General features: G+C 71.4%; 13 protein-coding genes. 8 read left to right on the plus strand and 5 right to left on the minus strand.

What is annotated here, in order from left to right; translation table 11 throughout:
* The first annotated feature begins 34 nt into the window (after positions 1–34).
* From KJK29_RS00295 to KJK29_RS00310, 4 genes are all read left to right on the plus strand, one after another.
* Positions 35–2,665, plus strand: a complete 2,631-nt coding sequence (locus KJK29_RS00295; RefSeq protein WP_370869107.1) for a SpoIIE family protein phosphatase — start codon at positions 35–37, stop codon at positions 2,663–2,665.
* Between the two features lie 128 nt (positions 2,666–2,793).
* Positions 2,794–4,158, plus strand: a complete 1,365-nt coding sequence (locus tag KJK29_RS00300) for an FAD-dependent oxidoreductase (protein ID WP_215116549.1) — start codon at positions 2,794–2,796, stop codon at positions 4,156–4,158.
* A gap of 148 nt (positions 4,159–4,306) precedes the next feature.
* The gene (locus KJK29_RS00305) at positions 4,307–4,801 is read left to right on the plus strand and encodes a lamin tail domain-containing protein (protein ID WP_215116550.1); all 495 of its coding nucleotides are present in this window, start codon (positions 4,307–4,309) and stop codon (positions 4,799–4,801) included.
* A gap of 101 nt (positions 4,802–4,902) precedes the next feature.
* On the plus strand, positions 4,903–5,883 hold the full coding sequence (locus KJK29_RS00310; RefSeq protein WP_215116551.1) for an alpha/beta fold hydrolase: 981 nt from the start codon (positions 4,903–4,905) through the stop codon (positions 5,881–5,883).
* A 236-nt stretch (positions 5,884–6,119) separates the two neighbouring features.
* Here the strand turns inward: KJK29_RS00310 and KJK29_RS00315 are convergent, their stop codons facing one another.
* From KJK29_RS00315 to KJK29_RS38665, 5 genes are all read right to left on the minus strand, one after another.
* On the minus strand, positions 6,120–6,494 hold the full coding sequence (locus KJK29_RS00315; protein WP_215116552.1) for a roadblock/LC7 domain-containing protein: 375 nt from the start codon (positions 6,492–6,494) through the stop codon (positions 6,120–6,122).
* 56 nt (positions 6,495–6,550) lie between these two features.
* Positions 6,551–7,072 (minus strand): roadblock/LC7 domain-containing protein, encoded by a 522-nt coding sequence (locus tag KJK29_RS00320; protein WP_215116553.1) that lies wholly within the window; start codon positions 7,070–7,072, stop codon positions 6,551–6,553.
* A 38-nt stretch (positions 7,073–7,110) separates the two neighbouring features.
* Complete coding sequence (locus tag KJK29_RS00325) at positions 7,111–7,932, minus strand: hypothetical protein (protein ID WP_370869108.1); 822 nt, start codon at positions 7,930–7,932, stop codon at positions 7,111–7,113.
* Positions 7,929–8,333, minus strand: coding sequence for a hypothetical protein (locus tag KJK29_RS00330; protein WP_215116554.1), 405 nt, complete (start codon positions 8,331–8,333; stop codon positions 7,929–7,931). Before KJK29_RS00330 ends, KJK29_RS00325 begins: the two co-directional genes overlap by 4 nt.
* 524 nt (positions 8,334–8,857) lie before the next feature.
* On the minus strand, positions 8,858–9,142 hold the full coding sequence (locus KJK29_RS38665) for a hypothetical protein (protein WP_251057654.1): 285 nt from the start codon (positions 9,140–9,142) through the stop codon (positions 8,858–8,860).
* Positions 9,143–9,527: 385 nt separating this feature from the next.
* Between KJK29_RS38665 and KJK29_RS00340 the strand changes: the two genes are divergently transcribed.
* From KJK29_RS00340 to KJK29_RS00355, 4 genes are all read left to right on the plus strand, one after another.
* Positions 9,528–10,031 carry a GNAT family N-acetyltransferase gene (locus KJK29_RS00340; protein ID WP_215116555.1) on the plus strand — a complete coding sequence of 168 codons (504 nt, stop codon included), beginning with the start codon at positions 9,528–9,530 and terminating at the stop codon, positions 10,029–10,031.
* Positions 10,032–10,412: 381 nt separating this feature from the next.
* Complete coding sequence (locus KJK29_RS00345; RefSeq protein ID WP_251057655.1) at positions 10,413–12,782, plus strand: ATP-binding protein; 2,370 nt, start codon at positions 10,413–10,415, stop codon at positions 12,780–12,782.
* Positions 12,783–13,022: 240 nt separating this feature from the next.
* Positions 13,023–13,655 carry a dioxygenase family protein gene (locus KJK29_RS00350; RefSeq protein ID WP_251057656.1) on the plus strand — a complete coding sequence of 211 codons (633 nt, stop codon included), beginning with the start codon at positions 13,023–13,025 and terminating at the stop codon, positions 13,653–13,655.
* Between the two features lie 30 nt (positions 13,656–13,685).
* Positions 13,686–14,858 (plus strand): hypothetical protein, encoded by a 1,173-nt coding sequence (locus KJK29_RS00355; protein WP_215116558.1) that lies wholly within the window; start codon positions 13,686–13,688, stop codon positions 14,856–14,858.
* Positions 14,859–14,969 lie beyond the last annotated feature (111 nt).

Here is a 14,969-nt window from a genome sequence, read left to right on the forward strand (position 1 = left end):
GCGGCGGGAGGCGGGTTCGTCGCGGTGGCATCCGATGGCGGGGCTGCGATCGGTCGTGGGCGGACGCAGCGTCGCCGGACAGGTGTTCCTGCTCGTCGTGGTGATCGTGCTGCTGCTGGTGGTGGCCGCGGTGGTGGCGCTGGTCCTGCAGGTACGGCACGACACGACCCAGGAGGCCCGTAACCGTTCACTCGCCGTCGCGGAGACCTTCGCCAACGCGCCGGGCACGGTCGAGGCGCTGGAGGGCCCCGATCCCACGGCGGTGCTCCAGCCGCGTGCCGAGGCCGCCCGCGAGCAGTCGAAGGTCGACTTCATCGTCGTCATGAACACCGACGGCATCCGCTACACCCATCCCAAGCCGGACCGCATCGGCAAACAGTTCGTCGGGAACATCGCCCCCGCGCTCGCCGGGGAGTCGGTGACCGAGCAGATCCAGGGCACGATCGGGCACCTCGTGCAGGCCGTGGTACCGGTGAAGGACCCGGACGGCAAGGTCGTGGGCGTGGTGTCGGCGGGGATCACGACGGAGAACGTCGGCGGCACCGCCGACCGTCAGCTCCCGCTCGTACTGGCCGCCGCCGCGGTGGCCCTCGCCCTGGCGACGGCGGGCGCCGCGCTGGTGAGCCGCCGGCTGCTGCGCCAGACCCATGGGCTCGGGCCGCACGAGATGACCCGGATGTACGAACACCACGACGCCGTGCTGCACGCCGTGCGCGAGGGCGTGCTCATCCTCGACGGCTCGGGCACCCTGCTGCTCGCCAACGACGAGGCGCACCGCCTGCTCGGGCTGCCCTCCGACGCCGAGGGCCGGCACATCCTCGGCCTGGGGCTCGACCCCGGCACCGCCGATCTGCTGGCCTCCGGGCGCGTCGCCACGGACGAGGTGCACCTCGTCGGGGACCGGCTCCTGGCCGTCAACCAGCGGACCACGGAGAGCGCGGGCGGCCCGCCCGGCAGCGTCGCCACGCTGCGGGACTCCACGGAACTGCGTGCCCTGTCCGGCCGGGCCGAGACCGCGCGGGAGCGGCTCAACATGCTGTACGACGCCGGGGTGGGCATCGGGACGAGCCTGGACGTCACCCGTACCGCCGAGGAGCTGACCGAACTGGCCGTGCCCCGGTTCGCCGACTTCGTCACCGTGGACCTGTTCGACTCGGTGCTGGGCGGCGGGCAGCCGAACGCCGCGGCCGCGCTGAGCCGTACGGCGCTGAGCGGGATCCGCAAGGACGCTCCGCTCTACCCCGTCGGTGAGCGGATCAGGTTCGTCGACTCCTCCCCGCAGGGCCACAGCCTCGACACCGGGCGGGCCGTCCTGGAACCCCGGCTGGGCGAGGCCCCCGGCTGGCAGGCGCAGGACCTCGAGCGCTCCGCGCAGATCGTGGAGTACGGCATCCACTCCCTGATCACCGTGCCGCTGCGGGCCGGCACCCTGGTGCTGGGCGTGGTCAGCTTCTGGCGCTTGGAGAAGCCGGAGCCCTTCGACGCGGACGAGCTGGTCCTGGCGGAGGAGCTGGTCGCACGCGCCGCCGTCTCGATCGACAACGCGCGCCGCTACACCCGCGAGCACAGCATGGCCGTGACGCTCCAGCGGAGCCTGCTCCCCCGGAACCTGCCCGAGCAGGGAGCGCTGGAGATCGCCTACCGCTATCTGCCGGCACAGGCCGGGGTGGGCGGCGACTGGTTCGACGTACTGCCGCTGTCAGGGGCCCGGGTCGCGCTGGTGGTCGGGGACGTCGTCGGCCACGGGCTGTACGCCGCGGCCACGATGGGGCGGCTGCGGACCGCCGTGCACAACTTCTCCGCCCTCGACCTCCCGCCGGACGAACTCATCGCCCTGCTGGACGAGTTGGTCGGCCGCATCGACCAGGACGAGACCGAGGAGGACGGCAGCGCCCCGGTCACCGGCGCGACCTGCCTGTACGCCGTCTACGACCCTGTCTCCCGGCGCTGCACCGTCGCGCGGGCCGGGCATCCGCCCCCGGCGCTGATCCATCCCGACGGCAGTGTCGAGTTCCCGGAGGTGCCGGCCGGTCCCCCGCTCGGGCTCGGCGGTCTGCCGTTCGAGACGGCGGAGCTGGAGCTGGCCGAAGGGAGCCGGCTGGTGCTCTACACCGACGGGCTGGTCGAGGACCGGGAGCGGGACATAGACGTCGGCCTGGACATGCTGCGCGAGGCCCTGAGCCGGGCGGGCGAGTCCCCGGAGGACACCTGCCGGGAGGTGCTGGACTCGCAGCTCACGGCCCGGTCCAGCGACGACATCGCCCTGATCGTCGCGCGCACCCGGGCGCTCGCCGCCGACCAGGTCGCCGAGTGGCCGGTGCCTGCCGACCCGGCGGCCGTGGGCGAGGTGCGGGCGGCGGTCACCCGGCAGCTCACCGAGTGGGGGCTGGACGAGCTGTCGTTCACCACCGAGCTCATCCTGAGCGAGCTGGTCACCAACGCGCTCCGGTACGGTGACGGCCCCATCCATGTACGGGTGCTGCGCGACCGCAACCTGATCTGCGAGGTGTTCGACAGCAGCAGCACCTCGCCGCATCTGCGGTACGCGACGATGACGGACGAGGGCGGTAGGGGCCTGTTTCTCGTCGCCCAGCTCGCGGAGCGCTGGGGGACGCGCTATCTGCCCGCCGGGAAGGTGATCTGGGCGGAGCAGCCGCTCCCATAAGCGGCACTTGGAGGTGCTCATAAAGTTGGCTTATGAGCTCATAGACCGGACCCGCGTACCGACTTAGGCATGCCTTAGTTTAGGCTTCCCGACGAGATCGCTTGTCGCCGCTCGAAGGGAACCTGACCATGCCCCGCCCCCTGCGGGTAGCCATCGTCGGATCCGGCCCCGCCGGGATCTACGCCGCTGACGCCCTGCTCAAGTCCGAGGTGGCCGCCGACCCCGGTGTGTCCATCGACATCTTCGAGCGCATGCCGGCGCCGTTCGGACTGATCCGCTACGGCGTGGCGCCGGACCACCCGCGGATCAAAGGCATCATCACGGCCCTGCACCAGGTCCTCGACAAGCCGCAGATCCGGCTCTTCGGCAACGTGGACTACCCCTCCGACATCAGCCTGGACGACCTGCGGGCGTTCTACGACGGTGTGATCTTCGCCACCGGCGCGACGGCCGACCGCGCGCTGCCCCTGCCCGGCATCGAGCTCGACGGCTCGTACGGCGCCGCGGACTTCGTGTCCTGGTACGACGGCCACCCGGACGTCCCGCGCACCTGGCCGCTGGAGGCGGAGAAGGTCGCCGTCCTCGGCGTCGGCAATGTCGCCCTCGACATCGCGCGTGTCCTGGCCAAGACGGCGGACGAGCTGCTGCCGACGGAGATCCCGGCGAACGTCTACGAGGGTCTGAAGGCCAACCGGGCCAAGGAGATCCACGTGTTCGGCCGCCGGGGCCCGGCGCAGGCGAAGTTCAGCCCGATGGAGCTGCGGGAGCTGGACCACTCCCCCAACATCGAGGTCATCGTCGACCCCGAGGACATCGACTACGACGAGGGCTCGATCGCCACCCGGCGCGGCAACAAGCAGGCCGACATGGTCGCCAAGACGCTGGAGAACTGGGCGATCCGCGACGCCGGCGACCGGCCGCACAAGCTCTTCCTGCACTTCTTCGAGTCGCCGGTCGAGGTTCTCGGCGAGGACGGCAAGGTCGTCGGTCTGCGCACCGAGCGCACGGAGCTCGACGGCACGGGCAACGTCAAGGGCACCGGCACCTTCAACACCTGGGACGTCGGCGCGGTCTACCGTGCGGTGGGCTACCTGTCCGACAAACTCCCCAAGCTTCCCTGGGACATCGACTCCGGCACCGTGCCCGACGAGGGCGGGCGGGTCATGCAGGAGTCCGGCGAGCACCTGCAGTCCACGTACGTCACCGGCTGGATCCGGCGCGGCCCCGTGGGCCTCATCGGGCACACCAAGGGCGACGCCAACGAGACGGTGTCCAACCTGCTGGACGACTACGCGAACGGCCGGCTCCAGACGCCCGCCACCCCCGCTCCCGAGGCCGTGGACGCGTTCCTCGCCGAGCGGAACGTCCGCTTCACCACCTGGGACGGCTGGTACAAGCTGGACGCCGCGGAGAAGGCGCTGGGTGAGCCGGAGGGCCGTGAGCGCGTGAAGCTCGTCGAGCGCGAGGACATGCTGCGGGCGAGCGGCGCCTGACGCCCGTCCTGTAGGCCTGTGGGGCGGGTCCGGTGGCAATGTCACCGGACCCGCCCTTATGCGTGCTTGAAGCGTGTACGATCCGGATGCTTCACCGAATCATCACGCGGCCTTCACAAGAGGGCCTTGCAAGGGGGGACGAACGTCCATGCACATACGCCTTGTCGCCACCACGGCGGCCGTTGCCGGAGCCCTGATCGCCCTGACGGCGGTTCCGGCCCAGGCTGCCGAGTACAGCTCCGCACTGAAGATCCGCGGCATCCAGTACGACGCTCCGGGACGCGACTCGAACAGCTGCTCTTCGGGGAACACCGACGACGAGTACCTGACGATCGAGAACTACTCTCGGTCGACGACCGTGAACCTCAAGGGGTACGTCGTCAAGGACGCCGCCGGCAACAAGTTCACCTTCACCGCCAGCCACACGCTGCAGCCCGGTGACTACGTGAAGCTGCGCGGCGGCAACGGGTCCGACTCCGACACGAAGAACGTCGTCTACCGCGACAACTGCAACTTCATGTGGAACAACGACAAGGACACGATCTACGTGTACAAGCCGTCCGGCAGCCGCGCCGACGTGCACTCGTACACCAAGAGCGGCTCCGACAAGGACGGCAACGGGTACATCACGTACCACGGCTGACCTGGCATGAAGCTGAGGCCTGTTGCCGTTCCGGCAACAGGCCTCACGTTCTTCCCGCCGGACGCAGCATGATCGAGGGAGCCGAGCCCCCTGGAGGATCCATGCCGCAGACGTCCGCCACCGGCCCGACCCACCGGCTGGTGCCTTCACCGGCCGGTCGCACACATCTCGTGGAGCAGGGAGACGGACCGCTGGTTCTGCTGCTGCACGGGTTCCCCGAGTCCTGGTACGCGTGGCGCCACCAGCTGCCGGCGCTGGCCGCCGCCGGCTACCGCGCGGTGGCCGTCGACGTCCGCGGCTACGGGCGCTCGTCCCGGCCCGCGGCGGTGGATTCGTACCGGATGCGGGAGCTGGTGGAGGACAACGTCGCCGTGGTGCGGGCACTGGGCGAGCGGTCCGCCGTGGTCGTCGGACACGACTGGGGCGCGAGCATCGCCGCGACCTCCGCGCTGCTCCGGCCCGAGGTGTTCCGCGCGGTGGGGCTCCTGAGCGTGCCCTACACCCCGCCCGGCGGCCCGAGGCCCGGCGAGGTCTTCGCCCGGATGGGCGGCGACGAGGAGTTCTACGTCTCCTACTTCCAGGAGCCCGGCCGGGCCGAGGCCGAGATCGAGCCCGACGTACGCGGCTGGCTCGCGGGCTTCTACGCCGCCCTGTCCGCCGACACGATGCCCGAAGCCGGTGCCCCCGACCCACACTTCGTCGGCCCCGGCGGAAGGCTGCGCGACCGCTTCCCCGTCGGCCGGCTCCCGCACTGGCTGGACGAGGCCGACCTCGACGTCTTCGCCGGGGAGTTCGAACGTACGGGAATGACCGGCGCCCTGAACCGCTACCGCAACATGGATCGGGACTGGGAGGACCTGACCGGCTTCGCCGGCGCTCCCGTCACCCAGCCGTCGCTGTTCATCGGCGGCGGCCTGGACGCGTCCACGACCTGGCTGGCCGACGCGATCGAGGCGTTCCCGGCCACGCTGCCCGGCCTGGCGGCTTCACACATCCTGGAGGGCTGCGGCCACTTCCCGCAGCAGGAACGGCCCGACGAGACCAATCGGCTCCTGATCGAGTGGCTCGCGGGTCTTCGCTGACCTAGAGGGCCGGGCCCGGGAGCCAGCATTTCCAGGGTGCGGGGCTGGATGGCCGGTGCGCGTGACGCTCCGGCTCGGTCCGGCGAGCGGTCGACGATCCGGAACGGGGTGTCGTACGCGCGCAGTTGTGTCGCGAGCGCGAGTCCGGTCGGGGCCGTGCGGCACGGCCGGGCCCTCCGCGCCGGGTGGCTCGCGGAGGGCCCTGATCGGTCGTGCCGGCTGACGACGGTGCCGTCTCAGACCTCCAGATCGGTCTCGATCCGGCGGAGCTGGTGGCGGGCCATCGCCATGTTGGCCCGGCTGCCGTCGAGCACGAGGTAGAGGAACAGCCCGCTGCCTCCGCGCCCCTTGATCAGGCGGATGAGGTGGTACTGGGTGTTCAGGGTGATCAGGATGTCCTCGATCTCCTCCTTCAGGCCCAGGAGTTCCATGGTGCGCAGCTTGGCCCGTACGACGTCGGTGTTGCCGGCTGCGGCGACTTCCAGGTTGAAGTCCTTGGTGCTGCCGAGGGTGCCGAGTGCCATGCCGCTGGTGTAGTCGACGAGTGCGGCGGCCGTGGCTCCGTCGATGGAGCTCAGGCATTCCTTCAGCGCGGTCTCCGTGTTCGCCATAAGTCAGTTCCTTTCGATCGGTGTTGCTCTTCGGTCGGTCCAGAGGTTCGGATGGCTCAGATGCCGGTCTGCGGGCGCGGCTGGTGGGTGGGCCGCTGCGGTGTGCGGACCGGGAGGGTGCCGATGGGGCGGGCCGTGGCCGGGAGGGCCGCGGCGCGGTGTTCGGCGGGTACGGGCCGGTCGGCGTGGCGGCCGGTGCCGGGGCCGACGCGTGTGGTCAGCAGGTCGGCGATCCGGGCGCCGCTGCGCCGGCCCTCCAGGTGCAGACGGCCGACGTTGACGCGGTCCTCGGCGAGGAGGGTGAGGACGGCGGTGGTTCCGGCGGCGTAGGTCGCGACGTAGCCTCGGGAGCCGCGGACCAGCAGTTCGCGGAAGTCGCCGCGGCCGGCGGCGTCGGTCAGGCGGTAGGCGACACCGAGGGCGGCGGCGGTGAGCGCCGCGAGTCCCTCCGGTTCGGCCTCCGGCACGTCGTGAGCGAGGACGAGTCCGTCGACGGTGGCCGCGAGGGAGCCCGTCAGCCGGGGTACGCGGGTGCGGAGCCGACGCAGTTCGTCCAGGACGTCGGTCTCGACGGCCATGAGCATTCTCCTTTCGGCACGCTGTCTTCGCGCGCGGATCACAGTGCCTCCAAGGCGTGCAGGAGCCGTCGCAGCAGTGCGGTGTCGGGCTCGTCCGATACCACCGCATGAGGGGCGGGGCCGGGCTCGGCGGACGCGGGGGCGGGGACTGAGGCGGGGAGTGAGGCTGGGGCGGGGGTTGTGGCTACGGGGACGACCATCCCGGCGGCTGCCAGGCGGCGGAGTTCGACGAGGGTGTGGAACGTGCGGCAGGCGAGGGCCGTGGCGATCTGGGCGGCGGTGCGGACGCCGTCGACCTGGGCGAGGGTGAGGCTGCGGCGGGCCGGTAGGTCCGAGGGGTCGGCGTCGGGCGCCCGGGCGAGCGGGGCGAGGTCGACGCAGGGTTCGGGCCATATGCGGTGCAGCAGTTCGCGGCGGCGTCTCGACTCGCGCAGGAGGGCGTCCACGGGTACGGAGCGGACGGCGCCGAGCCAGTGCGCGACTCCCGGACGGAAGCGGAGTACCGGTCCGTCGTGGGCGAGGACGAAGTACGCCGCGTCGAACAGGGCGCCCAGATGGCACAGTTCCAGTGCGCCGGCGGCGAGTTGGCCGCTGTCGACCAGTTGCCGGCCGACCCTGCAGCGGCGGCCCGCCTGGTCGATCGCGGCCCACCAGCCGTCCGCGGCGAGCGCACCGCTGTGGGTGAGCAGGTCACCCAGGTCGGGTGTGACGGCGGATTCGACGTGTACGACGTGTCCCGAGGCCAGATAGACGACGCCCGACTCGGTGGACAGGGCGCCGCTCGCGCCCTGCGCGGCAAGGGTGCCGAGCAGGGCCGAGGCCGGTTCGTCCGTGCGTGAAGCGCGGGTCGGCGTCATCATCCGAGCACCAGTCGGTCCGCCATCTCGGCCAGCCGGATGCGGGCCAGGGCCAGGTTGCCGTCACTGCGGTCGAGCCATAAATGCAGGAACACGGTGCTGTCGAACGTCGTGCTGACAAATCTGAGCAGGTGGTACGAGTCGGCGTTCGTGATGATCAAATCCTGTACGGGTGGTTCTTTGCCGGATATCTCTCCCGCTTCGCCGCCGGCCGGTGCGAGGAGGCCGCTCTCTGTGGCGAGTCGGGCGAGTTCGGCGGTCTCCGCCGCCGTCGCCTCCAGGTCGCCGCCCGGTGCGTCACCCACCGCGCCCAGGGCGAGACCGCTGATCCAGTCGACCACCGATGCCCCTCGCGCGCCGGGCAACCGCATGGCCTCCAGCAGACTCTCGTCAATTCCGGGCACGCCGAATCCCCCTCCCCTGCACGGCCGTTCCCGCGAACGTGAGCACGACACTACGGTGTGTGCTCGGTGCAGGTGAACGCTTTGGCATTTTCCAAAGGAATGTGCAGTGGAGTGGGCAGAGGGGCATGCGGGATCGATCCGAAGCGAGCAGGAGTCGCCCTGCCGCGCTCCGGGGCTCTCAATCGGTGTCTTGACCTGGGCTCCAGCGCGTCGGGCCCGGCATCGCGCACTCGGCGGCGAGTCGCACGTTCGGGGGGCTTCCGCAGGGTGCCTCAGGGCTCATGCTGACCTCTTGCTGACTCTACTGATGGGTAGTCAGGTCCTATCGGGAGCCCATCCGCCCCGAGGCACTGTCCGTGTCGGTGAGCGCGTCCTACCCCGACCAACGGGCCTGTGCCACTGGCCGCCCGCCGCATCGCAGAACCCAAGGCATTCGGACTTCAGCGGGCGTTGATCTGTTCGCTGCCCTGCGCGCCGCCGGTGATGTAGATGAAAAAGCCGTAGCCCCCGGGCGGGGGCACGGGTCAGTGGATGGGGCGCCAGTGCTCCAGCGCGTCGTCCAGCACAGGCGCCTCGGGGTCGTCACAGATCAGGCAGCCCCACACCAGACCGGGCACATCTGGGCCCATGGCATCGGCCGACCCTTCGGTGAGCGTGCGGTGAACGGCTTCGAGGTAGGCGGCGATCGACGGATAGCCAGGCTTGTCGCAGGCCAGATTGTCCGGCAGCGACCAGTAGCCGACGCCGCCCGCGCCCACGTAGTGCCCGGATTCGTCGCCGGTCAGCCACGGCCGACCTCGGGCAGCCAAGGCCGGAGCGAGTCCGCCGGGCTGCGCAGGATCCCGCCGGGCAAGAACGCCCCCGAGCCGACCTCGCCCTCTTGCTCATTAGCCTCGATGTACTGGTGCTCCACACCGCCACACAGCCGCCAGAGATCGCCCAGCTCAGTATGAGACTGGGGCATTCGCCTTCAGCCAGGCCGTGAGGCGGCGCCAGGCCGTCTCCACACTCCGTTGATCGCTCATCCCGCCGACCTACTGAGAAGCCGTTGCCATACAGATCATGGAGTCTGTCGATCGAACGGGAGTCTCGATCGGGTGATCGCGGGCGCTGCCCGGCATGAGAGCAGGACCTGGCGGTATGCGGGGAAAATCCAGGGGAGCGGACGGCCGCGCGCTGCTACGGTCGGGCGCCATGAGCTGGCTCCCCGATGACTTCGTCCACCCCCTCCTGGTACCGCTGCCGGGCGGTGGCCATCACCTGCGGCCGATCCGGGAAGCGGACACCCCGCTCGACTATCCGGCCGTGATGGGTTCGCGCGAGCGGCTGTGGACCATCTTCGGCCCGGCCTGGGGCTGGCCCGCGGCCACCATGACCTACGAGGCCGACCAGGCCGACCTGTTGCGGCATGAGAAGGAGATCGCCGCACACCAGTCCTTCAACTACGCGCTGTTCGACGCGGCGGAGACAGCTCTGCTCGGCTGTGTCTACATCGACCCACCGGAGAGGGCCGGCGCGGACGGCGAGATCTCCTGGTGGGTGGTGGACGAGCTCGTGGGCAGCAAGGTCGAGCAGGCCCTCGCCGCGCTGGTGCCGCAGTGGATCGCCGCCGACTGGCCGTTCGAGAAGCCGCGCTTCCTCGGCCGCGAGATCTCCTGGTCGGACTGGCTCGCCCTGCCGGAGCATCCCGACACCTAAGCGGTTGTTGGAGTCCAGGTAGCTCGGGGGTGCGATCCCATTCCGAGTGGTTCCCGGAGGCCCTGTTGTCTTTGTTTGCAGCGCACGCATGCCCACAGGCGTGATGGGGCGTGGCTCACCCTTCGCCGGACTCGGTGGTCCGATGGCGTTCGGTCCGCAAGGATGCGGCGGATGAGGGCGAGTCGAACGTGTGAGGTGTGTGGGGCTGAGCTGTCCGACCGCGGCCGGCGGGAGGGGGATGCGCCGGCATCGCCCGGTCGGCCCGCCCGTTACTGTTCCGACGCCTGCCGGCAGCGCGCCTTCCGCCGGCGGTCGGCACGGCAGGCCAAGGACCAGGAGCAGGGCCGGGGCCAGGAACGCTCGCGGGCGGACGGCCAGGAGTTGCCACGTGCACTGGACTCCTTCATCGGACGCAGGCGCGAACTGTCCCGGCTGCGCACCCTGGTGAAGTCCGCACGGCTGCTGACGCTCACCGGTCCGGGCGGAGTCGGCAAGACCCGTCTGGCGACGGAGTTCGCCACCGGGCTGCGGGGTGCCGACAGGACGGCCCGGCTGGTCGAACTGGACTCGGTCCACGACGCCGACCGGCTGCCGCAGGCCGTGGCCGCAGCGCTGGGCGTGGGTGAGCGCGGCGGCCGGACAGGGGTCGCGCTGCTCGCCCATGAGCTCGGCGACCGTTCGATGATGCTCGTGCTGGACAACTGCGAACACCTCGTCGAGCCGTGCGCGCAGTTGGTCGCGACCCTGCTCGGCCGATGCCCCCGGCTGCGCATCCTCGCCACCAGCCGGGAAGTGCTGCGGGTGCCCGGCGAAGTCGTGTTCCGGGTCGGTGAACTGTCTCTGTCGCCGACCGGCACGGACGACCCGGCGGCCGTGCTTCAGGCGGATGCCGTCCGGCTCTTCGTGGACCGCGCGGGCGGCAGCGCACCCGGATTCGAGCTGCACGGCGGCAACGCCCGTACCGTGGCCGAGATCTGCCGACGCCTCGACGGAATGCCGCTGGCGATCGAACTGGCGGCGCGCCGTACGGGCGTCCTCCCGCTCAGCGACATCCTGACCGGCCTGGACGACCAGCTCACCCTCCTCACGGACGGCAGCAGAACCGGGCCCGGACGGCACCGCGAGCTGGCGGCCGCCATCGACTGGAGCCATCGATTACTGGATCCGGAGGAGCAGACCCTGTTTCGCCGGCTCTCGGTCCTCGTCGGCGGATTCGACGCCGTGGGTGCGGCGGCGGTCTGCGCCGACGGCCAGATGCAGCCTCGGCACGTCCTGCGGGTGTTGTGCGCGTTGGAGGCCAAGTCGCTGATCGCACGGATGCCGGCAGCGGATGCCGAAGTCAGCGCGCGTTTCCGGCAGTTGAGTTCCATCCGCGCCTACGCCCTGGAGCGCCTCGCCGACTCCGGTGAACTGCCCGGCACCTGGCAGCGGGCCGACGACTGGCTGACCGGGCTGATGGAGCCGGCCGCGGATCAGGTCTTCGTCGACCAGGCGGGCGGCCGCCTGACCGAGGAGCGGGAGAACCTCGCCGCAGCCGTCGCCCATCTCGACGGCCTCGGCAGCGCACCGCACGTACCGCTGACGCTGGCACTGGCGAGAGTGCGCTTCCAGCAGGAGCAGCTGACCACCGCCCGGGCGCTGCTGACGCGCGTGCTGGAGCACAGCGACGGCCCGATGAGCTCGCGGGACTCCCAAGGGCCGCGGATGTCACCGGAGTCAACCGGCTCGCGGTTCTCCCGGCACGTCGGGGCGACCCTGGCGCTCGCCGCCCGCGCGGCCTGCCAGCAGGCGGACGAGGGAGCCGCACTGCGCTTCGCCGAGCAGGCGGTCGCCGTCGAGCGGCACAGAGACGACCCCGCCGGACTCGCCAACGCCCTGGACGCACGCGCTGCCGCCCTGCTGTGCCGCGGCGAGTTCGCGCAGGCCGTCGACGACTTCGCGGAATGTCTGGACCTCGTCGCCGCACTCGGCAACCCCCGCGACACGGCATGGTGCCGCCACCATCTGGCCTGGGCGCTGCTGCACATCGGCAAGGCGGCCGAGGCCGACGAGCTGATGGCGGCCTGCCTGCCGCAACTGCGCGGACAGCACCCCTGGTGCCAGTCGGCGGCCGCCCTGCACACCGCCGGCGCGATCCGGCTCGCCCTGGGCGATGTCGCCGCGGCCCAGGACCTGTTCGCCGAAGGCCTGCGCACGGTGCCCGGCGAGAGCTTCCACGCGCTGTATCCGCTGGAGGGGCTTGCCGTCGTGGCGGCCGAGCGGGGCCGGATGAAGCGGTCGCTACGGCTGTTCGCGGCCGCCGCGCAGGCGCGCAGGCGGCTGGACACCGAGCCGGAGGCCGAGTGGCGACGGCAGGTCGAGTCGGCGACGGCCCGCGCCGCCGCGGCGCTGCCCCCGGCGGGGCGGGACGCCGCGGTGGCACAGGGCCGCGGGATGAGCTGGGAGCACCTGATCGCCCACGCCCTGCTCGGCACCGACGAAGGACCGGTGCCGGTCGACCGTACGGACGAAGGCCGATCCCCGCTCACGGGCCGGGAGATGATGGTGGCCTCGCTGGTCGCCGAAGGGCTGACCAACCGCGAGGTCGCCGCCCGGCTGGATCTGTCGGCGAGCACCGTCTCGACCCACCTCGACCACGTACGGGACAAGCTGGGCATGCGCTCCCGTACGCAGATCGCGCTGTGGGTGGCCGGAAGGGAACAGCGCCGGGCCGCTGCCGAGGACGATCCGCGCCGGGGCGAGATTTCGTAACGCCGCCGGGCCACCGGTCATCCGATCGATCCGCGCGGGCGCCCCAGCTACCAAGCTGATGCGGAACAGGGCATTCCCGAGGACCCGACGGCGTAGAGCCGCTACCCGACGGCCTTCCCCCCACGGAATGCCCTGTCCGGCGAGTAGATCCGGCGAGGAGACGCGATGCGGCACGACCATGATCCGGACGGCGAACAGACGAACTCGAGGAGGGCATTCATCAGAAGGAGTTCGGTGGGAATGACCGCGGCCCTCGTGGCGACGACCGGGGCCGGAGCCGCCTCGGCGGCACCGGTGAGCCCGGTGCAGAAGGCGCGAGCCGCGGGACGCCCGTTGGCGGTCACGCCTGCCTGCGACGGTCATGAGACCCCGGCGGCGATGGAGGGACCGCTCTTCAAGCCGCAGTCGCCCGAGCGGACGGACCTCGTCACCCCCGCGATCCGCGGAGTGCGGCTCGATCTGAGCGGCATCGTCTACGACACCGCCTGCAAGCCCCTGCCCGGGGCGCTCATCGAGTTCTGGCAGTGCGACCAGAACGGCGACTACGACACCGCCGGCTTCTCGCTGCGCGGACACCAGTACACCGACGGCAGGGGCGCGTTCGGGCTGCGCACGATCATCCCCCGTGACTACTGGGGCCGATGGGGCCAGCGGGCGCCGCACATCCACACCCAGGTCCAGGCGCCCGGCGGACCGGCACTCATCACGCAGCTGTACTTCCCCGACGACACCCAGGCGTACGGCCGGGACTTCGCCGCGCTCAACGCCGCGGACCGGCTCATCAACCGGGCCTGCACGATCACGCTCGCGGGCCCGAAGGGCGGCCGCTACACCGGCGCCTTCGACTTCGTCATCCAGACCACGGCCACGTAGCCGACCGCCGATCACTCAAGGATTTCCGTGATGCATACGCAAACGTCATCCCGGCGGCGGCAGTTCGTCCGGTCGTCCATGGCGGCAGCGCTGGCCGCGGGCGCCCTCGCGGTCGGGGGCCTGATCGCCGCCGGCACCGTCTGGTCCGGCCCCGCCACCGCCCCGGCCGGAGCCGCCAAGGACGTGGGGGCCGCACCGGCGCGCGTGGCCGGACAGTGGCAGCCGACCGCCGTTCCGGTGGCCAAGGGCGACCTCACGGCCGTGGCCGCACTCAGCGACAAGCAGGCCTGGTCCGTCGGCTATCGGCTGAAGAGCAACACCGAGCTGGAGGCCGTGGCCCTGAAGTGGGACGGCACGTCCTGGAAGCAGCAGTCGACCCTGCCGAACGGCACCTTCCCGCAGGCGCTCGCCGTCCGGTCGGCCTCCGACATCTGGACGGTCGGCGCGACGGCGGCCCACTGGGACGGCGCCTCCTGGACCACGCGCAACCTCGACCGCGACCCCGCGGGCCGGGTGACGCCCGACGCGGTGGTGACGACCTCCGACGGTAAGGCCTGGACGGCCGGCCGCGCCGTGCCGCAGGGCATCAAGAACGGGGTGCCCGCCATACAGGCGTGGGACGGCACGGCGTGGCGCCGGCAGACCCTGCCCGACGTCGGCAAGGGCGAACTGACCAGCCTCACCGCCGTCGCACCCGACGACATCTGGGCGGCGGGCACGTCCTTCGCCACCGGCAGCACCGCGCAGACGGCCCTGCTGCTGCACTGGGACGGCACCTCCTGGACACGGGTCGCCGCGCCGGCGGGAGCCGCGGGCGAGCACCGCTGGCTCAGCGGCATCACCGCACTGGGTGCCGACGACATATGGGCGGTGGGCGGTTCGACATCCACGGGCGCCGACAGCCCCTACGCGGTGCACTGGGACGGCAAGAAGTGGACCGACGCGAAGGCACCCGCGATCGCCGACGGCCGGCTTCGGGCCGTCGGCAAGGCCGGGGACGGCACGCTGTGGGCGGTCGGCGGCAAGGGTGCTGTCTCCGTCGCCCTGCGCTTCGACGCGCAGCAGCGCCGCTGGGAGCAGGGGGCCGACCCCGGAGTGGTGGTGCGAGGGTTCACCACGGTGCCGGGCAGCGCCAATCTGTGGACCGTCGGCATCGCCAAACAGGGCGACCTGCTTCCGGCGGTGACCCGCTTCACGGGCTGACCGGCAGACCCGCCCCGGGCCCGGACCACGCACCAGGGTCCGGGCCCGGACAGCGCCGGTGATCAGGGCGAGAGTGCCCGGGCGGACCGACCGGCGGGTCCAGAGACTCCC

The organism is Streptomyces koelreuteriae (assembly GCF_018604545.1).
In the GTDB taxonomy this organism is placed as follows: Bacteria; Actinomycetota; Actinomycetes; order Streptomycetales; family Streptomycetaceae; genus Streptomyces; species Streptomyces koelreuteriae.